Source organism: Candidatus Thiothrix sulfatifontis (genome assembly GCA_022828425.1).
Lineage (GTDB): Bacteria > Pseudomonadota > Gammaproteobacteria > Thiotrichales > Thiotrichaceae > Thiothrix > Thiothrix sulfatifontis.
Genome location: CP094685.1, coordinates 552,789 through 568,518 on the forward strand (window position 1 = coordinate 552,789; position 15,730 = coordinate 568,518).

Below are 15,730 nucleotides of genomic sequence, written 5' to 3' on the forward strand. Positions count from 1 at the left end.
AATGAACACAAAACTATTATTCCCCGTCATTATCCTCACTAGCCTGCTGGTCGCTTGCGGTGAAAAAAACCAAGCAGACACACCGCCCGCGCTCCCTAGCAATGCGCCTGCGGTGGGTACACCCATTAAATCCGTCACTCAACCTAGCGCCGCGAAATCACCACAAAACGGCGAATACACCGAAATCGAATGGGAAAATCTGGAACTACCGGGGCAGGGATTGGCGGAAATCGTCAAAAAATACCAGCCACAAATTGATTCCATCCCCGAAGGCGACCCCGCAGAAGACGCGGTGATGGAACAAATGCAAGCCGAATTGAATGCTGCTCCGGTCAACCCTGAACTTAATGGCAAAAAGATCAAAATTCCCGGCTTCCTTTCCCCGCTAGAAGTGGACGAAGCCAAGGGCGTGGTGAAGGAATTTCTGCTGGTACCGTATTTTGGCGCGTGCATTCACACCCCACCGCCACCGCTTAACCAGACTTTGCTGGTCAAACCGCTGGAAGGCAAAAGCATCGGCATAGAGCGCATGTATGAACCCGTGTGGGTGTATGGGACGATTGTCACCGAACAAATTCACACCGATCTTGCCGAGGCGGGCTACCAAATCAAGGACGCCTCCGTAGAAATTTACCAAGACGATGACACCACGGCTAAACCCAATTAACCGTTATCGTGCGGTACTGCGCGTTGCAATGCCAACCGCCACAATACCCAATACAGCAAGATACCGGCGGCATCAGCAGCAACATCCGCTAAGGATGCCGAGCGCCATGTGGTAAAACCTTGCACTATTTCAATGAAAACGCCGTAGCACAGGAGTATAGGTACTTGCCAGCGCCAAAAACTGCGCGTGGTTGCCAAATCCAAGAGCAGGGCAAACCCAAACAGGGCAGCGGCGTGCATCAATTTGTCGGCGTAAGGTAAATCTTGACCACCGCCCGGCAGTAACGCGGCAACAATACCGAGTCCACACAGCGCGACGAATAAAAACTTCAGTAGAAGTCGGGTTTGTCGCGGGTTAACCGTGAATCGTGAGAGGATGGCTTGCATGGATATACCTGCTAATGTTTTCAATGAGGACTGGTTAATTGCTGCCAGTTTCCTACTTTTTGTTGTGTTAGGGCGTGCGCTGCGTCACGCGAACTGGGTTTACGTGCGTGAACACACGCATGTTTACTTGGGCGCGATTGCATTTGCAAGCGTTATCTGGCTATTAAGGGCAGGCATAGGCACCACCCTCAATTTTCATTTACTCGGCATGACCGTGATGACGCTGATGTTCGGTTGGCGCTTAGCACTGCTTGCGGCTACGGTGATCGTCAGCATTGCATTCTGGCATTTGGATGCGGGTTTGCTGGCAATACCGTTGAATACTTTGGTGATGGGCGGACTCCCGATCCTGATCACCCACCAGTTATTGGTGTGGAGCCAGCAGCGCTTGCCGACCAATGTTTTCACTTTCGTATTCATTAATGCGTTTCTTGCCGCGATTTTGAGCAGTGTCGCGGTAGTACTCACCGGCAGCTTATTGCTGTGGTTGACGGATACTTTCACCGCGCATTATTTGCAAACTTACTACCTGCCTTTCATTCCCTTAATAATGTTTCCCGAAGGCATCGTCAATGGCATGTTGGTGGCAATTGCGGTGATGTACATGCCGCAATGCATTCCGGCGTTTGATGATGCCCGCTACTTGCGCAAAATCGATGACGATAAACCGCGTTAAGCACTGTTGGGGCTTGCTCCCAGCAGGCGGTTAATTTCAGGCCACATGCGTTCCACGGTGTCATAACCCTCGGCAATCGCCTCCGCCGCTCGGTGGAATTCCAGCAATCCAATGTGTTCCAGCGCGGGGGTAAGCAATATTTCCGGCGGGTCGCCGACCATGCGGCTGCGGGTGATTTTATCCTGCATGATATTGATGGAAGCGGCGAGTGCATCCATCAAGCCAGGAGCCGTTTCTTTGGGTTTGCTGTTGGTATCGGGGAATAACGCGGCGGAATATTCACGCAATGAAGTGGTTAGGGTATCCACAAACGTTTCAGGCTTAGCCGTTGTACCGTCACTGGTTTTATTGGGGGTGGCGTCAGCCGGTTTTTCTGATTTGGCTTTTTGGGTATGGTTGGCATAACGCCGCGCAATGTTGCCATTCAAATTCACCGCAATGATGACCTCTGCCCCCAATGCGCGGCACATGGACACAGGCACGGGGTTAACCAAACCGCCATCCACCAGCCATTGCTTGCCATAGCGATAAGGGGTAAATAAACCGGGCAGGGCGATGGAGGCAAAGACCGCTTCCAGCACCGCACCTTGCGTAAACCAGATTTCGCGCCCGGTTTCTAAATCGGTGGCAACACTGGCAAATTTGCGCGGCAATTGTTCAATGCTTTGCTTAGCATCACACACGTTGGTGTGAAAAAACTGTTGCAGCTTATCGCGGTTCACAAAACCGTTAAGCGAAGGGTTTAACTCGAAAAAGCGCACCAGTTCCAAACGGTTGAGCGTCAGCACCCCGGTTTCTAACACATCCAAACGCTCTGCGGCATAAGCCGCGCCGACAATAGCGCCGACCGAACAGCCGCACACGATTTCTGGGTGAATGCCGTGTTCGGCTAAGGCGCGTAACACGCCAATGTGCGCCCAGCCACGCGAAGAACCACTGCCCAGTGCAATGCCAATACGGGGGAGATGTGCCATGCGTTTAATCCATTGCAATCACAATGCGGTTACTGGTTCCCGCCAATACCGTGAAGGCGCGACGGCGTTCTTGCCCATCCAAGGTTGCCACGGCTTCGTAATGACCGGGAGCCACTTCGAGATTGGCAGAATGACGGCGCGGGGTCGCAATGGTTTGCTTGCCATCATCGAGCCGATACACTGCCCAACTCATCGGGCGCAGGGCGGGACCATTAGCAAGGGTTGCAACCAATGTCACTTTGCCGGAGGGCATTTGGATAGTAGCGGCACTGAGTTTACCAGAGGTGACGCGCAAGCGCTGCGAATGTTGAATACCATCGCCACGGCTGGCTAATACGTCGTATTCACCGGGTGGCAAGAGGGTATTGAGGATTTTACTACCCTTGCTGTGGCTAACGACTTTTCCGGCATCCGCTCCCTGTCGAGCAGTAATTTTCCAATCAGCAGGGTGCGAACTGCTGATCCGTAAACGCCCGATATTGGCCGCAAAAGCGAGACGGCTGAGTTTCCCTTCCAAAACCTTAATTGTCTGAGTGGCGGTATAGCTGCCGACCAACAATGTTATTTCGTATTGACCGCTAGGCACACTGAGCGAAGGCGAAGGCCCCAAATAACGCTGTTCGTAGCTGCCATCGGCTGCGCGGATGCGCCAACTAATATCCCTTACCGCCACCGCGAGATCACTTGCTAACCCCACCGACAGGGCTAAATTATCGGTTGATACGGCATTAACCGTCGCTACTGGCAACGGTGTAGGAGTGGTTACCGATAATTTGGCGGAGCCGATGCTGAAAACCGCTAATAGCAATACGGCTGCCAACAATGGCATATTGTTTTTATTGTTTACCATGAAAAATGCACTGCGTTCTGACATGGCAACCATGAAACGCTATCGCAAGCTGAATAACAATCTTCAGCAGACAGACACCAACATTTTTACGCCTGACGGTTAAGGCACATTATTTTGATTATTTATCAAGCAGATTTTGGTTAAACGGCGGTAAAGCTTTGCTGCTGATCGTGACGAATGGAATCTTGGCTTGCAGCTTCGCAGCGGGGGTAAAGACGTCTACAGTCGCCAACCATTCCATTCTTTCCAGCGTACACACCGGCAAAATGAGTTTGCCTTGGAATTGCGTTGCGCCGGTGGATTTCAAATCGGCGTATTGGTAGCCCATGAACATATTCACGCCTTCGACCGTCAGGCGTAGATTGTTGACGTCTGTTAGACCGTTGGTGTCGACCTGTACGGTCAGCTCCTCCATCAACGGAATACTCGTGGGATTAATGCTGAAACGTAGACTCCGCCCTTGCGCATCACTCGCCACACACGGTGCTTGGCGCAAATCACACGGGGTTTGCAGGCTTAACGCGACGTTAGGTAGGGCAGTGGTAAGGCGAGTATCAAACCACCACTTGCCCGCAAGCGTTAGCACAAACACAGTTATGCCGATCAGCAGGTAACGTATCACCGTAAAAACTCCGCCACCACCGGCGTGTGATCAGACGGCTTTTCCCACGTGCGCGGTTCACGGTCAATCACACACGATTGGCACGCATCCGCTAACGGCTTGCTGGCAAGGATGAGGTCAATCCGCAAACCGTGATTGCGCCGAAAACCACCGCCCCGGTAATCCCACCAGCTAAAGCTTTTGTCCGGCTGCACAAACTGCCGGAAGGTATCGCTTAAGCCCAATGCCTGAATCGCCTGCAACGCCGCACGTTCCGCAGGGGAGCACAGAATACCTTCGCCCCACGCAACCGGGTCATGCACATCGCGGTCTTCGGGGGCAATATTGAAATCGCCCAACACCACGAGTTGCGGGTAACTGGCGGCTTGTTGCTGCAACCACGCGGTCACTTTCGTCAGCCAATCGAGCTTGTAAGCGTATTTGTCCGAGCCGACTTCTGCGCCGTTGACCACGTACAAATTCACCACGCGCACACCGTCGATAGTTGCGGCAAGGATGCGGCGCTGTGGGTCGTCTAAATCCGGGATGTCAGTAACAACGTCGGTGGCGGGTGATTTACTCACAATCGCCACGCCGTTATAGGTTTTCTGCCCAGCGAATACTGCGTTGTAACCAGCGGCTTCCAGCTCTGCCAGCGGAAACTGTTCATCCACCGTTTTGGTTTCCTGAATCGCCAGCACGTCAGGTTGAGCCGCCTCTAACCATTGCAGGACGTGAGGCAGTCGTACCCGCAGCGAATTGACGTTCCATGTCGCAATTTTCATACGGTAAGACCGCTGTGGCGCAGCAGGGCATCGGCGGAAGGTTTGCGCCCACGGAAAGCGACAAACGATTCCATTGCTTTGCGTGAACCACCGACTTGCAGCACTTCTTTCAAGAACGCTTCGCCCACGCCTGCGTCAAACAAGCCTTCTTCTTCAAAACGCGCAAACGCATCGGCTGACAACACTTCCGCCCATTTGTAGCTGTAATAGCCTGCCGCGTAACCACCGGCAAATACGTGGGTAAAACTGTTCGGCATCCGGTTGAAGGCAGGGGGTTTAATCACCGCCACCTGTTCCAGCACCTCCTGACGGAGGGCTTCCAGACGACCGGCTTCTGCCGCCTGCGGATCAAGGTGCAAACGCATATCAAACAACGAGAATTCCAATTGGCGCACTGTCGCCATCGCGGTCTGAAAATGCCGAGCTGCTTGCATTTTTTGGAACAAGGCTTCGGGTAAGGCTTCGCCCGTTTGCCAATGTGCCGCAATCATATCCAGCACACTGCGTTCCCAGCACCAGTTTTCCATGAACTGGCTCGGCAACTCCACCGCATCCCATTCCACCCCGTTGATCCCCGCCACATCGGGGTAATCGACTTGGGTCAGCATGTGGTGCAAACCGTGCCCAAACTCGTGGAACAACGTGACCACTTCATCATGAGTCAGCAAGGCAGGCTTGTCGCCGACCGGTGCGCTGCCATTGCAGGTCATGAACGCCACCGGAATTTGCAAACCATCCGCACGCCGGAACCGTCCGCAGAAATCACTCATCCACGCCCCGCCGCGCTTGTGCTGACGTGCATACAGGTCAAAGTAGAAACAGGCTTGTACCGTATCGGTACGGTCATACACCAAAAAGAAACGCACATCCTTATGCCACAAATCGATGTGCCCCTGATGCCGTTCGATGCGCACCCCGAAGAGTTTTTCCACCAAGGTAAACAAGCCGCCGATCACCCGCATAGCAGGGAAGTAGGGCTTCAAATCTTCTTCGCTAAAATCGAAACGCGCCTGTTTCATCTTTTCGCTGACGTAGCTCACATCCCACGCCTGCACCTCATCCATCCCCAACTGTTCCCGCGCAAACGCCTGCACATCAGCAAACTCGGCTTCGGCAAACGGCTTGGCTTTCTGTGCGAGGTCTTCGAGGAAATCCAGCACCTGTTGCGGGCTTTCCGCCATTTTGGTTGCCAGCGACAATTCGGCGTAATTCGCGTAACCGAGCAGGGTAGCTTCTTCGTGACGCAAGCGCAGAATATCGCGCATCACCTGACTGTTATCCCACTCCGGGTTCGCACTCAAATCCGACGCACGGGTGGTATACGCACGGTAAACTTCCGCCCGCAACTCCCGGTTATCCGCGTAAGTCATGACCGGGAAGTAAGAAGGGAATTGCAGGGTAATCACCCAACCTTCCAAATCGCGTTGCTTAGCGGTTTGCGCTGCCATCTCCAACGCCGATTCCGGTAAACCCGCGAGTTCGTTCACATCCAGAATTTGCTTCGTCCACGCATTGGTGGCATCCAGCACATTGTCAGAAAAGCGTGAATTCAGTTGCGAGAGTTCCTGACTGATAGCGCGGTAACGTTCCTTTTGCTCCGCTGGCAACGCCACGCCAGAGAGTTTGAAACCCAGCAAACTGTCATCCAGACTTTTTTGCTGTGCCGTATCCAGCGACGTATCGTTTTCCCGAATCGCCTGAATCGCCTGCAAACAACTGCGCGTTCTGCCCCATCTCGGTGTGGTAATCACTGAGGCGCGACAGGTTGGCATTGTATTCCTTGCGCAATTCCTCGCTGTTAGCCACCGCATTCAAATGACTGACGGGCGACCACATCCGTTCCAAACGGTTGCTGGCTTCGTTCAAGGGCGCAACCAGATTGTTCCACGTGAAACCGGCTGTTTGTGCCAAGGTTTTTTCCAAACCCGCACGGTTATCGTTAAGCACCACATCCAACGCGGGAGTGACATGCTCCGGCTTGATTTGCGAAAACAACGGCAGTTTGCTGATGTCCAGCAGGGGATTTTCTTGTTTCACGTGAAACCTCACACGTCCAGATTGGAAACAGATAACGCATTCTTTTCGATAAAGTCACGGCGCGGCTCGACTTCATCGCCCATCAACATGGTAAACACTTCGTCGGCAGCAATCGCATCTTCGACGCGCACTTGCATCAAACGGCGCGTTTCAGGGTTCAGCGTGGTATCCCACAATTGCTCAGGATTCATTTCACCCAAACCTTTGTAGCGGCTGATTTGCAGCCCACGGTTGGCTTCTTTCATCAACCATTCCACCAGTTGGTCGAAACGCTGCGCTTCGTATTTGCGTTCGCCGCGCATCACCACCGCACCTTCACCCAGCAAGCCATCCATTTCGCGGTTGGTTTTGATCAGCAATTTGGTTTCTGGCATCAGGAAGAAATCGCGGTCGAGCATAATCCGATGATCCAAACCGTGTTGGCGGCGATTAACTTCCAACGTCCACGCGCTATCGTCAATTTTGTTTAAGTGCGAAGTGTAAGTGCGTGCGCCATTATCCGCCGTGTTCATGGTGGCAATGGCACTGCCAACCCATTCCGCAAACGACTCGGCAGTGACGCTATTAATGTCTTCAGTGGAGGGCAGTCTTTCAAACAGCAAGGCTTCCAGCAAATTACGGTCGTAACGGCGTGATAAGCGGCTAATCACTTGTTTGGCGGCATTGTATTGGCGCACCAACGTTTCCAAAGCTTCGCCACTGATCGCAGGGGAGTGCGCATCCAAATGCAGGTTCGAGCCATCCAAGGCCAATTGCAGCAAGTAACGTTCCATCTCGCTGTCGTCTTTGATGTATTGCTCTTGCTTGCCGCGTTTGGCTTTGTACAGCGGCGGTTGCGCAATGTAGATGTAGCCATTTTCAACCAATTCGGGCAGTTGGCGATAGAAGAAGGTCAGAAGCAAGGTGCGGATGTGTGAACCGTCCACGTCCGCATCCGTCATAATAATAATGCGGTGGTAACGCAATTTGGCGATATTGTATTCTTCGCGCCCGATGCCGCAGCCGAGCGCAATGATCAAGGTGCCGACTTCTTGCGAGCTGATCATCTTGTCGAAACGGGCGCGTTCCACGTTGAGGATTTTACCTTTCAACGGGAGGATCGCTTGGGTACGACGGTCACGGCCTTGCTTGGCAGAACCACCTGCTGAGTCCCCTTCCACCAAAAACAGTTCGGACAGGGCAGGGTCTTTTTCTTGGCAGTCGGCGAGTTTACCGGGCAAACCAGCAATGTCTAACGCACCTTTGCGGCGGGTCATGTCACGGGCTTTGCGAGCGGCTTCACGCGCCCGCGCCGCTTCGATCATCTTGCCCGCAATCAGCTTGGCTTCAGAAGGGCTTTCCAGCAGGAATTCGCCGAGGCGTTCGTTCATGGCGGCTTCGACAATGCCCTTAACTTCGGACGACACCAGCTTGTCTTTGGTTTGCGATGAGAACTTCGGGTCAGGCACTTTCACCGACAACACGGCGGTTAAGCCTTCACGCGCATCATCACCCGTTGGGCTGATTTTTTCTTTCTTCGCCAACCCAGCACTTTCGATGTAGCTGTTCAGAGTGCGGGTGAGGGCAGCGCGGAAACCGGATAAATGCGAACCGCCATCACGCTGCGGGATATTGTTGGTGTAGCAGAAAATGTTTTCCTGATACGAGTCATTCCACTGCAACGCCACTTCCACGCCCACGCCATCGCGTTCGGTAGTGAAGTAAATAATATTGTTGTGGATGGGTGATTTGTTGCGGTTAAGGTGCGCGACGAAGGCTTTAATGCCGCCTTCGTATTCAAACACGTCTTCACGCCCTTCGCCGCGACGGTCGATCAGGTGAATGCGCACCCCAGAGTTCAAAAACGACAGTTCCCGCAAGCGTTTCGCGAGGATGTCGTAATGGAATTCAGTCAGCGCGAAAATCTCTGCACTCGGCCAAAAGCGCACCGATGTCCCCGTGCCTTCGGTATCGCCAATAACCGCCAGTGGCGCAACCGGATCACCCAATTTATACATCTGCTGATGCAATTTACCGTTGCGACGCACCGTCAATTCCAAGTCGGACGACAGCGCATTCACCACCGAAATACCCACACCGTGCAAACCGCCGGACACTTTGTACGAGTTATCGTCGAATTTACCGCCCGCGTGCAACACGGTCATAATAACTTCAGCAGCAGAACGACCTTCTTCTTCGTGCATATCCACTGGAATGCCACGACCGTCATCCGACACGCGTACCGAGCCATCACTGAAAATTTCGACTTTGACTTCCTTGCAATAACCGGCCAGCGCTTCGTCGATAGAGTTATCCACCACCTCGAAGACCATGTGGTGCAAACCCGTGCCGTCATCGGTATCACCGATGTACATACCGGGGCGTTTGCGCACCGCTTCCAAGCCTTTGAGTACTTTAATGTTCGAGGAATCGTAGGTTGGTACAGGTGTTGGTTCAGTCATGTCTTTTCCATTATTGCTGTGATTTTGGTGGCTACGCGCTGGCAAACACTTGCCCGTGTTTCACGTGAAACACCTTGGCATCTGCCACCCAGTTCTTCAAAGGTTGGTGATGTGTGCCGGTAATCAGCAACTGTTGTTGTGTCGTGTGCAGCGTATTGTATAACGCTTGCTGATTTTGCTCATCCAATTCTGCTGCCAAGTCGTCGATGGCGATTATACCGCGTTTTGTACCGCTCTCGGCAATGGCATGGCTTTGCGCCAATAATAAACTCACCGCGAGTATTTTCAGTTGCCCGCGTGACGCAACCCGCACCGCCGGAATCCCATCCAACAGAATGTGTAAATCCGCCCGATGCGCACCGTAGAGACTGAAACCCTGCTTGAGTTCCTGTTCGGCTTTCTCACGAAAAAAAGTATGCAGGGCAGTTTCGTCTTCCACTGCAATACCTTGCGGGAAACCGCTGCTGAGATGCAGTTGCGGCGTGCCTGACGCCGCTAACAGTTCGTGGGTATGCTGCAAGGCTTCCAGTAAGGCACTGAGAGCGTTCACGCGGTATCGGTACAGCACGGGCTGCAAGCTGATAAGTTGTTGCGTCCATGGCGGCAACGCCTGACGCTGGCGCGGATCACGCAAACAGGTATTGCGCTGCTTCAATACCCGCTGATACTGCCGCCATGCAGTATTGAAATCGGCAAAACGGTAAAACGCAATCCAGTCGAGAAACGCCCGCCGCGCTGTCGGACTGCCAGTGACCAGTTCCACCGAACCGGGGTGAATCAGGGTGAGGGGAACATGGCTGCTGAGTTCGGCTTGCTGCGGCACATCAGCATGGTTGATACGAATGCGGGTATCCGCCACACTTTTGCTGATGCCCAAAGGGTAACGCGCCCCGGATAAACCGTTTTCCACAATGGCTGCCACGGTGAGTTCGGTTTCCCCCCGGCTAATTAATTCGGCAATACGTGGGGTACGAAACGAACGCCCGCGTGACAACACACTCAAGGCTTCCAGCACGCTGGATTTGCCTGAAGCATTATCGCCGTACAGCACATTGACCCGTTCTGCCAAAGCCAGCTCCGCACGCAAAACCACGCGGCAATGCTCAACGCTGACGCGGCTTAGCCACATGCGTTTGGATTCCGCACCTTACAGGCGAATCGGCATAATGACGTTGCGCACTGTCTCATCGTCGGGGTCGGTCAATAACACACTGCTTTCTGGGGCGTTGCAATGCAAACGCAGGGTTTGCCCATGCAAATGGTTGACCGCATCCAACAGGTAAGTGACGTTGAAGCCAATGCTGAAATCCTTGCCGCTGTATTGCACATCCAATTCATCCGTAGCGATTTCTTGCTCAGGATTATTGGCTTCAACTTTTAAGCTGTTTTCGCTCAAAGAAAGGCGCACCCCCCGAAACTTCTCATTGGAGAGTATCGCTACTCGACCCAACATGTCTTTGAAAGCTTTACGATCCAAATCCACCTGAATTTGTCCGCCACCCGGAACTGCCGCGCGGTAATCCGGGTAACGCCCATCCACCAATTTAGTGGTGAAGCGCAAATTATCCAACTGCACCCGCAAATGGTTTTGGCTGCTCTGTACCTGTACAGGCACTTGGCAGTCATTGCGGAGCAAACGTGATAACTCCAATACGCCTTTGCGCGGAATAATCAACTGACGGCTGTGTTCCACGCCAGACATCTCAGCGGTATGAAAACACAGCGCCAAACGGTGTCCGTCGGTTGCTACCGTGCGCACACCATCGGGGTTGACTTCCAGCAACAGGCCATTGAGGTAATAACGCACATCTTGATTAGCCATTGCGAACGCGGCGGCTTCAAGCAAATGCTTCAGGGTATTTTCTGGCAGTTCAAGGGTATGCACATCCCCAATGTCTTCCAGTTCCGGGAATTCGCTGGCGGGTAGGGTGGCAAGTTCAAAGCGACTGCGACCGGCAGTGACCCGTGCGCGTTTGTCTTCTTGCACTTCGATATTCACAATGCTTTCAGGGGGAAGCGATTTGCAAATGTCGGCGAGTTTGCGAGCGGGTAAAGTGATCTCCCCGTCGGCACCGTCCATGATTGGCGCGTGGGTGGCAATTTCCAATTCCAGATCAGTACCGCGCCAGAAGGCTTGGCTGCTTTGAATCCGCAGTAATACGTTTTCCAGAATCGGGGCAGTATGGCGTTTCTCGATAGCCCCTAAGGTGGCTTGCAGGGATTCGAGCAGGTGTTCACGGGTTTGGGTTAGTCTCATTACTGATATATCTTAAATCTTAAAGAATAGTAATCATAATAGGGAAGCAGCTCAATTGTGGATAACCTGGCTATCTAGCTGATTTTCCTGTATCACATTGTACTTATCCACAAGGATAAGGCTGTGGGTTACTTCCTTGCCTTTTTGTTAGTATCTTGTGGATACTTTTCCATCCACCAATTATCCACAGGTTGCCCCATGGGTTATCAGGGTGGTTATCCTCAGCTTGTTAGCGTCCGAAACAAGATGCGGTATTCCTCTTCCAGCTTCGGATCAGACTCACGCAGTTCGGTCACTTTACGGCAGGCGTGCAATACCGTGGTGTGGTCGCGTCCGCCAAACTCGTCGCCAATTTCCGGCAAGCTGTGGTTGGTCAGTTCTTTGGATAACGCCATCGCAATTTGCCGGGGACGTGCCACCGAGCGGTTACGGCTTTTTGCATCCATGTCGGTTATCCGAATATTATAGTATTGCGCGACTATTTTTTTGATATTCCCCATCGAAACCATCTTATCTTGGCTGGCTAACTGATCGCGCAGCGCATTTTGCACAAAATCCAAGGTCACTTGGGTGGTGCATTTCAGGCGCATACTGGCGATGACCCGTTGCAAGGCGCCTTCCAAATCACGAATATTAGAGTGGAAGCGTTTGCCAATGAAAAAACTGACCTCATTCGGCAAGTGCAGCCCTGCATCTTCGGCTTTTTTACGCAAAATCGCTACCCGCGTTTCGAGATCGGGGGATTCAATTTGCACAGTCAAACCCCAGTTGAAGCGCGTTTTCAGGCGGTCTTCTATGCCATCGAGATCGCGGGGGAATTTATCACTGGCGAGAATAATACGCTTTTGGCCTTCCAGCAGCGCATTAAACGTGTGAAAAAATTCTTCCATCGAACGGTCTTTGCCTGCAAAAAACTGAATGTCATCGATGAGCAGTGCATCCAAATTGCGGTAATGCTGCTTGAACTCTTCCATGCGCGAATTGCGGATGGCGGAAATCATGTCGTTTACAAAACGTTCGGCGTACACATAAATCACCTTAGCCGCCGGGTCGCATTCAAGAATGCGGTTGCCAATCGCGTGCATCAAATGCGTTTTACCCAAGCCGACCCCGCCGTAAATGAACAGCGGGTTATAGCCGGTATCCGCGTGATCCCCAACTTGTTGCGAGGTGGCACAAGCCAATTGGTTGGATTTACCTTCCACGAAATTCGCAAAGGTCATGCGCGGGTTGAGCGAATTCGCAAAGCGCTCACTCACGGGTGCCGGTTGCTGGGTGTTCCACCCACGATCACGGTTCGGCGCGTCGCCAAGCGGTCTAAGGGGTTGTGGGAACGTGAGCGCGGGTTCTTCACGTGGCGGCGGCGCTACGGATGAGCCAATTTGTAAGAGCACATCAAATTCATTGTCCCCGGTGATAATGCGTGCATGGAATACGATTCGGGGCAGGTAGTGTTCATGCACTTGTTGAAGCACAATCGTATTCGGGGCTAATAAATACAAAGCCTGACGCTTTTCAACCGCGTGCAAAGCACGTAGCCATGTATTGATGTCACTGTCAGGGATTTCCTGTTCGAGTTGCTGTAAACATTGTTGCCAAAGCATAGAAAAGCGGTTCCAAGGTGGTTGAAACGGGTGGAGAGCACAGTGTTGGAACAAGCAATTATAGACGCGCTTTAGAGTTATCCACAAGCACAAGCTCTGCACACCGCCGGATTGCGGTATTGACAAAATCCACGCAATCCCTTAACATACTTAACCTTTTTGGCTGCCCGTGAATCAAATATTTTTGGAACGGTAGCAGTGATTGACTTAATGATTTAACGGATGACCTGTCATGAAAAGAACCTTTCAACCAAGCAAAATTCACCGTGCTCGTACTCACGGCTTCCGCGCACGCATGGCAACAGCGGACGGTCGAAAAGTATTGAGTGCGCGTCGTGCTAAAGGCCGCGCACGTTTGATTCCATAAGATTTTGGATGCAGGTCACTCAGGGATAACCGCTTTTCCGCGTGGCGTGCGTCTGACACGCGGGGTAGAATTTCAGCGGGTATTCCAACACGGTAAACGCCTGCACGCCAACGGATTGAATGCCAGAGCCGCCGCTAATAGCGTTGGCTTTCCGCGTTTGGGAATGGCGATTGCTAAAAAAGCCCTGCGACGTGCGCATGAGCGTAATCGCATCCGACGGTTAGTGCGGGAAAGTTTCCGTCAGCATCAAGCCAGCCTGCCAGCGGTGGATATGGTGATTATGTGCCGCGCTGACGTATTAACAATGAGCAATACTGACATTTTCCAGCAATTGGAAGGTTTATGGTTGCGTCTACACAAGCTATACTCTGCCCTACCCTAACCGTCAATAACCGGATTGCTTTATTCATGGATTCGCAACGTCCCTTCCTGTACCTCACCCTGATTTTCATGCTGTTCCTGATTTGGACAACTTGGCAACAGGATCATGCACCCAAACCGCCCGCCGCCGCTGCCAGTGGCGTCACAGCGCCCGCCAGTGTCGACGGTGCTACTCAAGAAGTTCCTACACAAGGCAGTGTAGCCGCCCTACCGGGACAGGCTGCACCCGTGCCGTCCGCCGATAATGGTGCGGGTCAAACCCTGACCGTGCGTACCGATACGCTGGTGTTTCGCATTAATACCCGTGGTGGCGAAATTTTAGAGACGGATTTGCCCACTTATCCCATTAGCCTGGATACACCGGACAAGCCAGTCAAAATTCTGGATTTGAACGGGCGCAATTACGTGGCGCAATCCGGCTTGCAACACCAGGTGGTGGCGGGCATTGATGCTAAAGCCCTCGCGCCGGATCATTTGGCAACTTACACCGCCGCACAAACCGAGTACGTTTTGGCTGAAGGGCAAGACGAGCTGATTGTGCCGCTAACTTGGCAAGGTGCCAACGGTGTCACCGTTACCAAGCGTTTTATTTTCAAGCGTGGCAGTTTCCTCGTTAATGTGGAACACGAGGTGAACAACCAATCCACCAGCATTTGGAGTGGTACTGAATACCGTCAATTGAAGCACGGTTATGCGGCAAACGGCGGCAGTCTGTTGGGTGGGGTGCAAGCTTATGTTGGTGGCGCGTACTTCCATGAAGGCAAATACACCAAATTATCGTTCGATAATTTAGACGATAAGCCAGTCAACGAAACCGTGAACGGCGGTTGGGTGGCGATGCAGGAACATTATTTCCTGAGTGCTTGGATTCCGCAGCAAGACCAAGAAACGCAATATTACAGCATGGTGAGCCAAAACCAAGGCGTGAAAGGGTATGTGCTGGGGATGCGCAGCGCCACGCAGCAAGTGGCACCGGGAGCGACAGGCTTATTCAAAACGGGTTTTTACGTCGGCCCTAAAAACCAAGACTTGCTGGAAAGCATTGCAACCGGATTGGATTTAACCGTGGATTACGGCATCTTCGCGTTCATTTCCAAGCCGATTTTCTGGTTGATGCAGATGATTCATAACGTTGTTGGTAACTGGGGTTGGACAATTATTCTGCTCACGGTATTGATCAAGCTGGCATTCTTCTACCCGTCGGCGATGAGTTACAAGTCGATGGCGAAAATGAAGGCTGTATCCCCGAAGCTTAAAGACATTAACGAGCGTTACGCCGACGACCCACAAGCCAAGCAAAAAGCCATGATGGACATTTACCGCAAGGAAAAGATCAATCCCTTAGGCGGGTGTTTGCCGATTGTCATTCAGATTCCGGTGTTCATGGGGTTGTACTGGGTATTGCTGGAAAGCGTGGAATTGCGCCAAGCACCGTGGTTGCTGTGGTACAAAGACTTGTCGATTATGGATCCGTACTTCGTGTTACCGCTGATTATGGGGGTATCGATGTTTGTGCAACAGAAATTAAATCCGCCACCGGCCGACCCGATGCAGCAGAAAATTTTCCAGTTCATGCCGATTATTTTCACGGTGATGTTCCTGTGGTTCCCGGCGGGTTTGGTGCTGTACTGGGTGGTCAATAACGTGTTGTCGATTGCTCAGCAATGGTTTATCAACAAGAAAATTGTTGGTCATGCTGCTTAG

At 52.5% G+C, this 15,730-nt stretch carries 14 protein-coding genes and 1 pseudogene; 5 read left to right on the forward strand and 10 right to left on the reverse strand.

Annotated features, from left to right (window positions below; translation table 11 throughout):
- Position 1: 1 nt before the first annotated feature.
- A complete protein-coding gene (locus L3K52_02840) occupies positions 2 to 667 on the forward strand; it encodes a DUF3299 domain-containing protein (GenBank protein ID UOG92676.1) in 666 nt (221 codons plus the stop codon).
- Here L3K52_02840 and L3K52_02845 read toward each other — a convergent pair.
- Positions 664 to 1,053, reverse strand: coding sequence for a VanZ family protein (locus L3K52_02845; GenBank protein ID UOG92677.1), 390 nt, complete (start codon positions 1,051 to 1,053; stop codon positions 664 to 666). The two genes, L3K52_02840 and L3K52_02845, sit on opposite strands and share 4 nt — an antisense overlap.
- On the opposite strand from L3K52_02845, the gene L3K52_02850 reads away from it, so the two are divergent.
- Positions 1,052 to 1,729 (forward strand): energy-coupling factor ABC transporter permease, encoded by a 678-nt coding sequence (locus L3K52_02850; GenBank protein ID UOG92678.1) that lies wholly within the window; start codon positions 1,052 to 1,054, stop codon positions 1,727 to 1,729. The two genes, L3K52_02845 and L3K52_02850, sit on opposite strands and share 2 nt — an antisense overlap.
- Here L3K52_02850 and L3K52_02855 read toward each other — a convergent pair.
- From L3K52_02855 to dnaA, 9 genes and pseudogenes are all read right to left on the reverse strand, one after another.
- Complete coding sequence (locus L3K52_02855) at positions 1,726 to 2,703, reverse strand: patatin-like phospholipase family protein (protein UOG92679.1); 978 nt, start codon at positions 2,701 to 2,703, stop codon at positions 1,726 to 1,728. The genes L3K52_02850 and L3K52_02855 overlap by 4 nt on opposite strands.
- Before the next feature lie 4 nt (positions 2,704 to 2,707).
- A complete protein-coding gene (locus L3K52_02860; GenBank protein ID UOG92680.1) occupies positions 2,708 to 3,577 on the reverse strand; it encodes a hypothetical protein in 870 nt (289 codons plus the stop codon).
- Between the two features lie 94 nt (positions 3,578 to 3,671).
- Complete coding sequence (locus L3K52_02865; protein ID UOG92681.1) at positions 3,672 to 4,175, reverse strand: hypothetical protein; 504 nt, start codon at positions 4,173 to 4,175, stop codon at positions 3,672 to 3,674.
- Positions 4,172 to 4,939 carry an exodeoxyribonuclease III gene (gene xth, locus L3K52_02870; protein UOG92682.1) on the reverse strand — a complete coding sequence of 256 codons (768 nt, stop codon included), beginning with the start codon at positions 4,937 to 4,939 and terminating at the stop codon, positions 4,172 to 4,174. The genes L3K52_02865 and xth overlap by 4 nt, the downstream gene beginning before the upstream one ends.
- Positions 4,936 to 6,976 (reverse strand): annotated as a pseudogene (locus L3K52_02875) (M3 family metallopeptidase). The gene xth and the pseudogene L3K52_02875 overlap by 4 nt, the downstream one beginning before the upstream one ends.
- 8 nt (positions 6,977 to 6,984) lie before the next feature.
- The gene (gyrB, locus tag L3K52_02880) at positions 6,985 to 9,417 is read right to left on the reverse strand and encodes a DNA topoisomerase (ATP-hydrolyzing) subunit B (GenBank protein ID UOG92683.1); all 2,433 of its coding nucleotides are present in this window, start codon (positions 9,415 to 9,417) and stop codon (positions 6,985 to 6,987) included.
- Positions 9,418 to 9,448: 31 nt separating this feature from the next.
- Positions 9,449 to 10,546, reverse strand: coding sequence for a DNA replication and repair protein RecF (recF, locus tag L3K52_02885; protein ID UOG92684.1), 1,098 nt, complete (start codon positions 10,544 to 10,546; stop codon positions 9,449 to 9,451).
- Positions 10,547 to 10,564: 18 nt separating this feature from the next.
- Positions 10,565 to 11,674, reverse strand: coding sequence for a DNA polymerase III subunit beta (gene dnaN, locus L3K52_02890; protein ID UOG92685.1), 1,110 nt, complete (start codon positions 11,672 to 11,674; stop codon positions 10,565 to 10,567).
- A 221-nt stretch (positions 11,675 to 11,895) separates the two neighbouring features.
- On the reverse strand, positions 11,896 to 13,278 hold the full coding sequence (gene dnaA, locus L3K52_02895; protein UOG92686.1) for a chromosomal replication initiator protein DnaA: 1,383 nt from the start codon (positions 13,276 to 13,278) through the stop codon (positions 11,896 to 11,898).
- 232 nt (positions 13,279 to 13,510) lie between these two features.
- Here dnaA and rpmH point away from each other — a divergent pair, with 232 nt between their 5' ends.
- From rpmH to yidC, 3 genes are read left to right on the forward strand one after another with little or no spacing between them, the layout of a single operon-like run.
- Positions 13,511 to 13,645 (forward strand): 50S ribosomal protein L34, encoded by a 135-nt coding sequence (gene rpmH, locus L3K52_02900; GenBank protein ID UOG92687.1) that lies wholly within the window; start codon positions 13,511 to 13,513, stop codon positions 13,643 to 13,645.
- A 4-nt stretch (positions 13,646 to 13,649) separates the two neighbouring features.
- On the forward strand, positions 13,650 to 14,027 hold the full coding sequence (rnpA, locus tag L3K52_02905; protein UOG92688.1) for a ribonuclease P protein component: 378 nt from the start codon (positions 13,650 to 13,652) through the stop codon (positions 14,025 to 14,027).
- Entirely contained in the window at positions 13,988 to 15,730 is a 1,743-nt protein-coding gene (yidC, locus tag L3K52_02910) for a membrane protein insertase YidC (protein ID UOG92689.1), read from the forward strand. Before rnpA ends, yidC begins: the two co-directional genes overlap by 40 nt.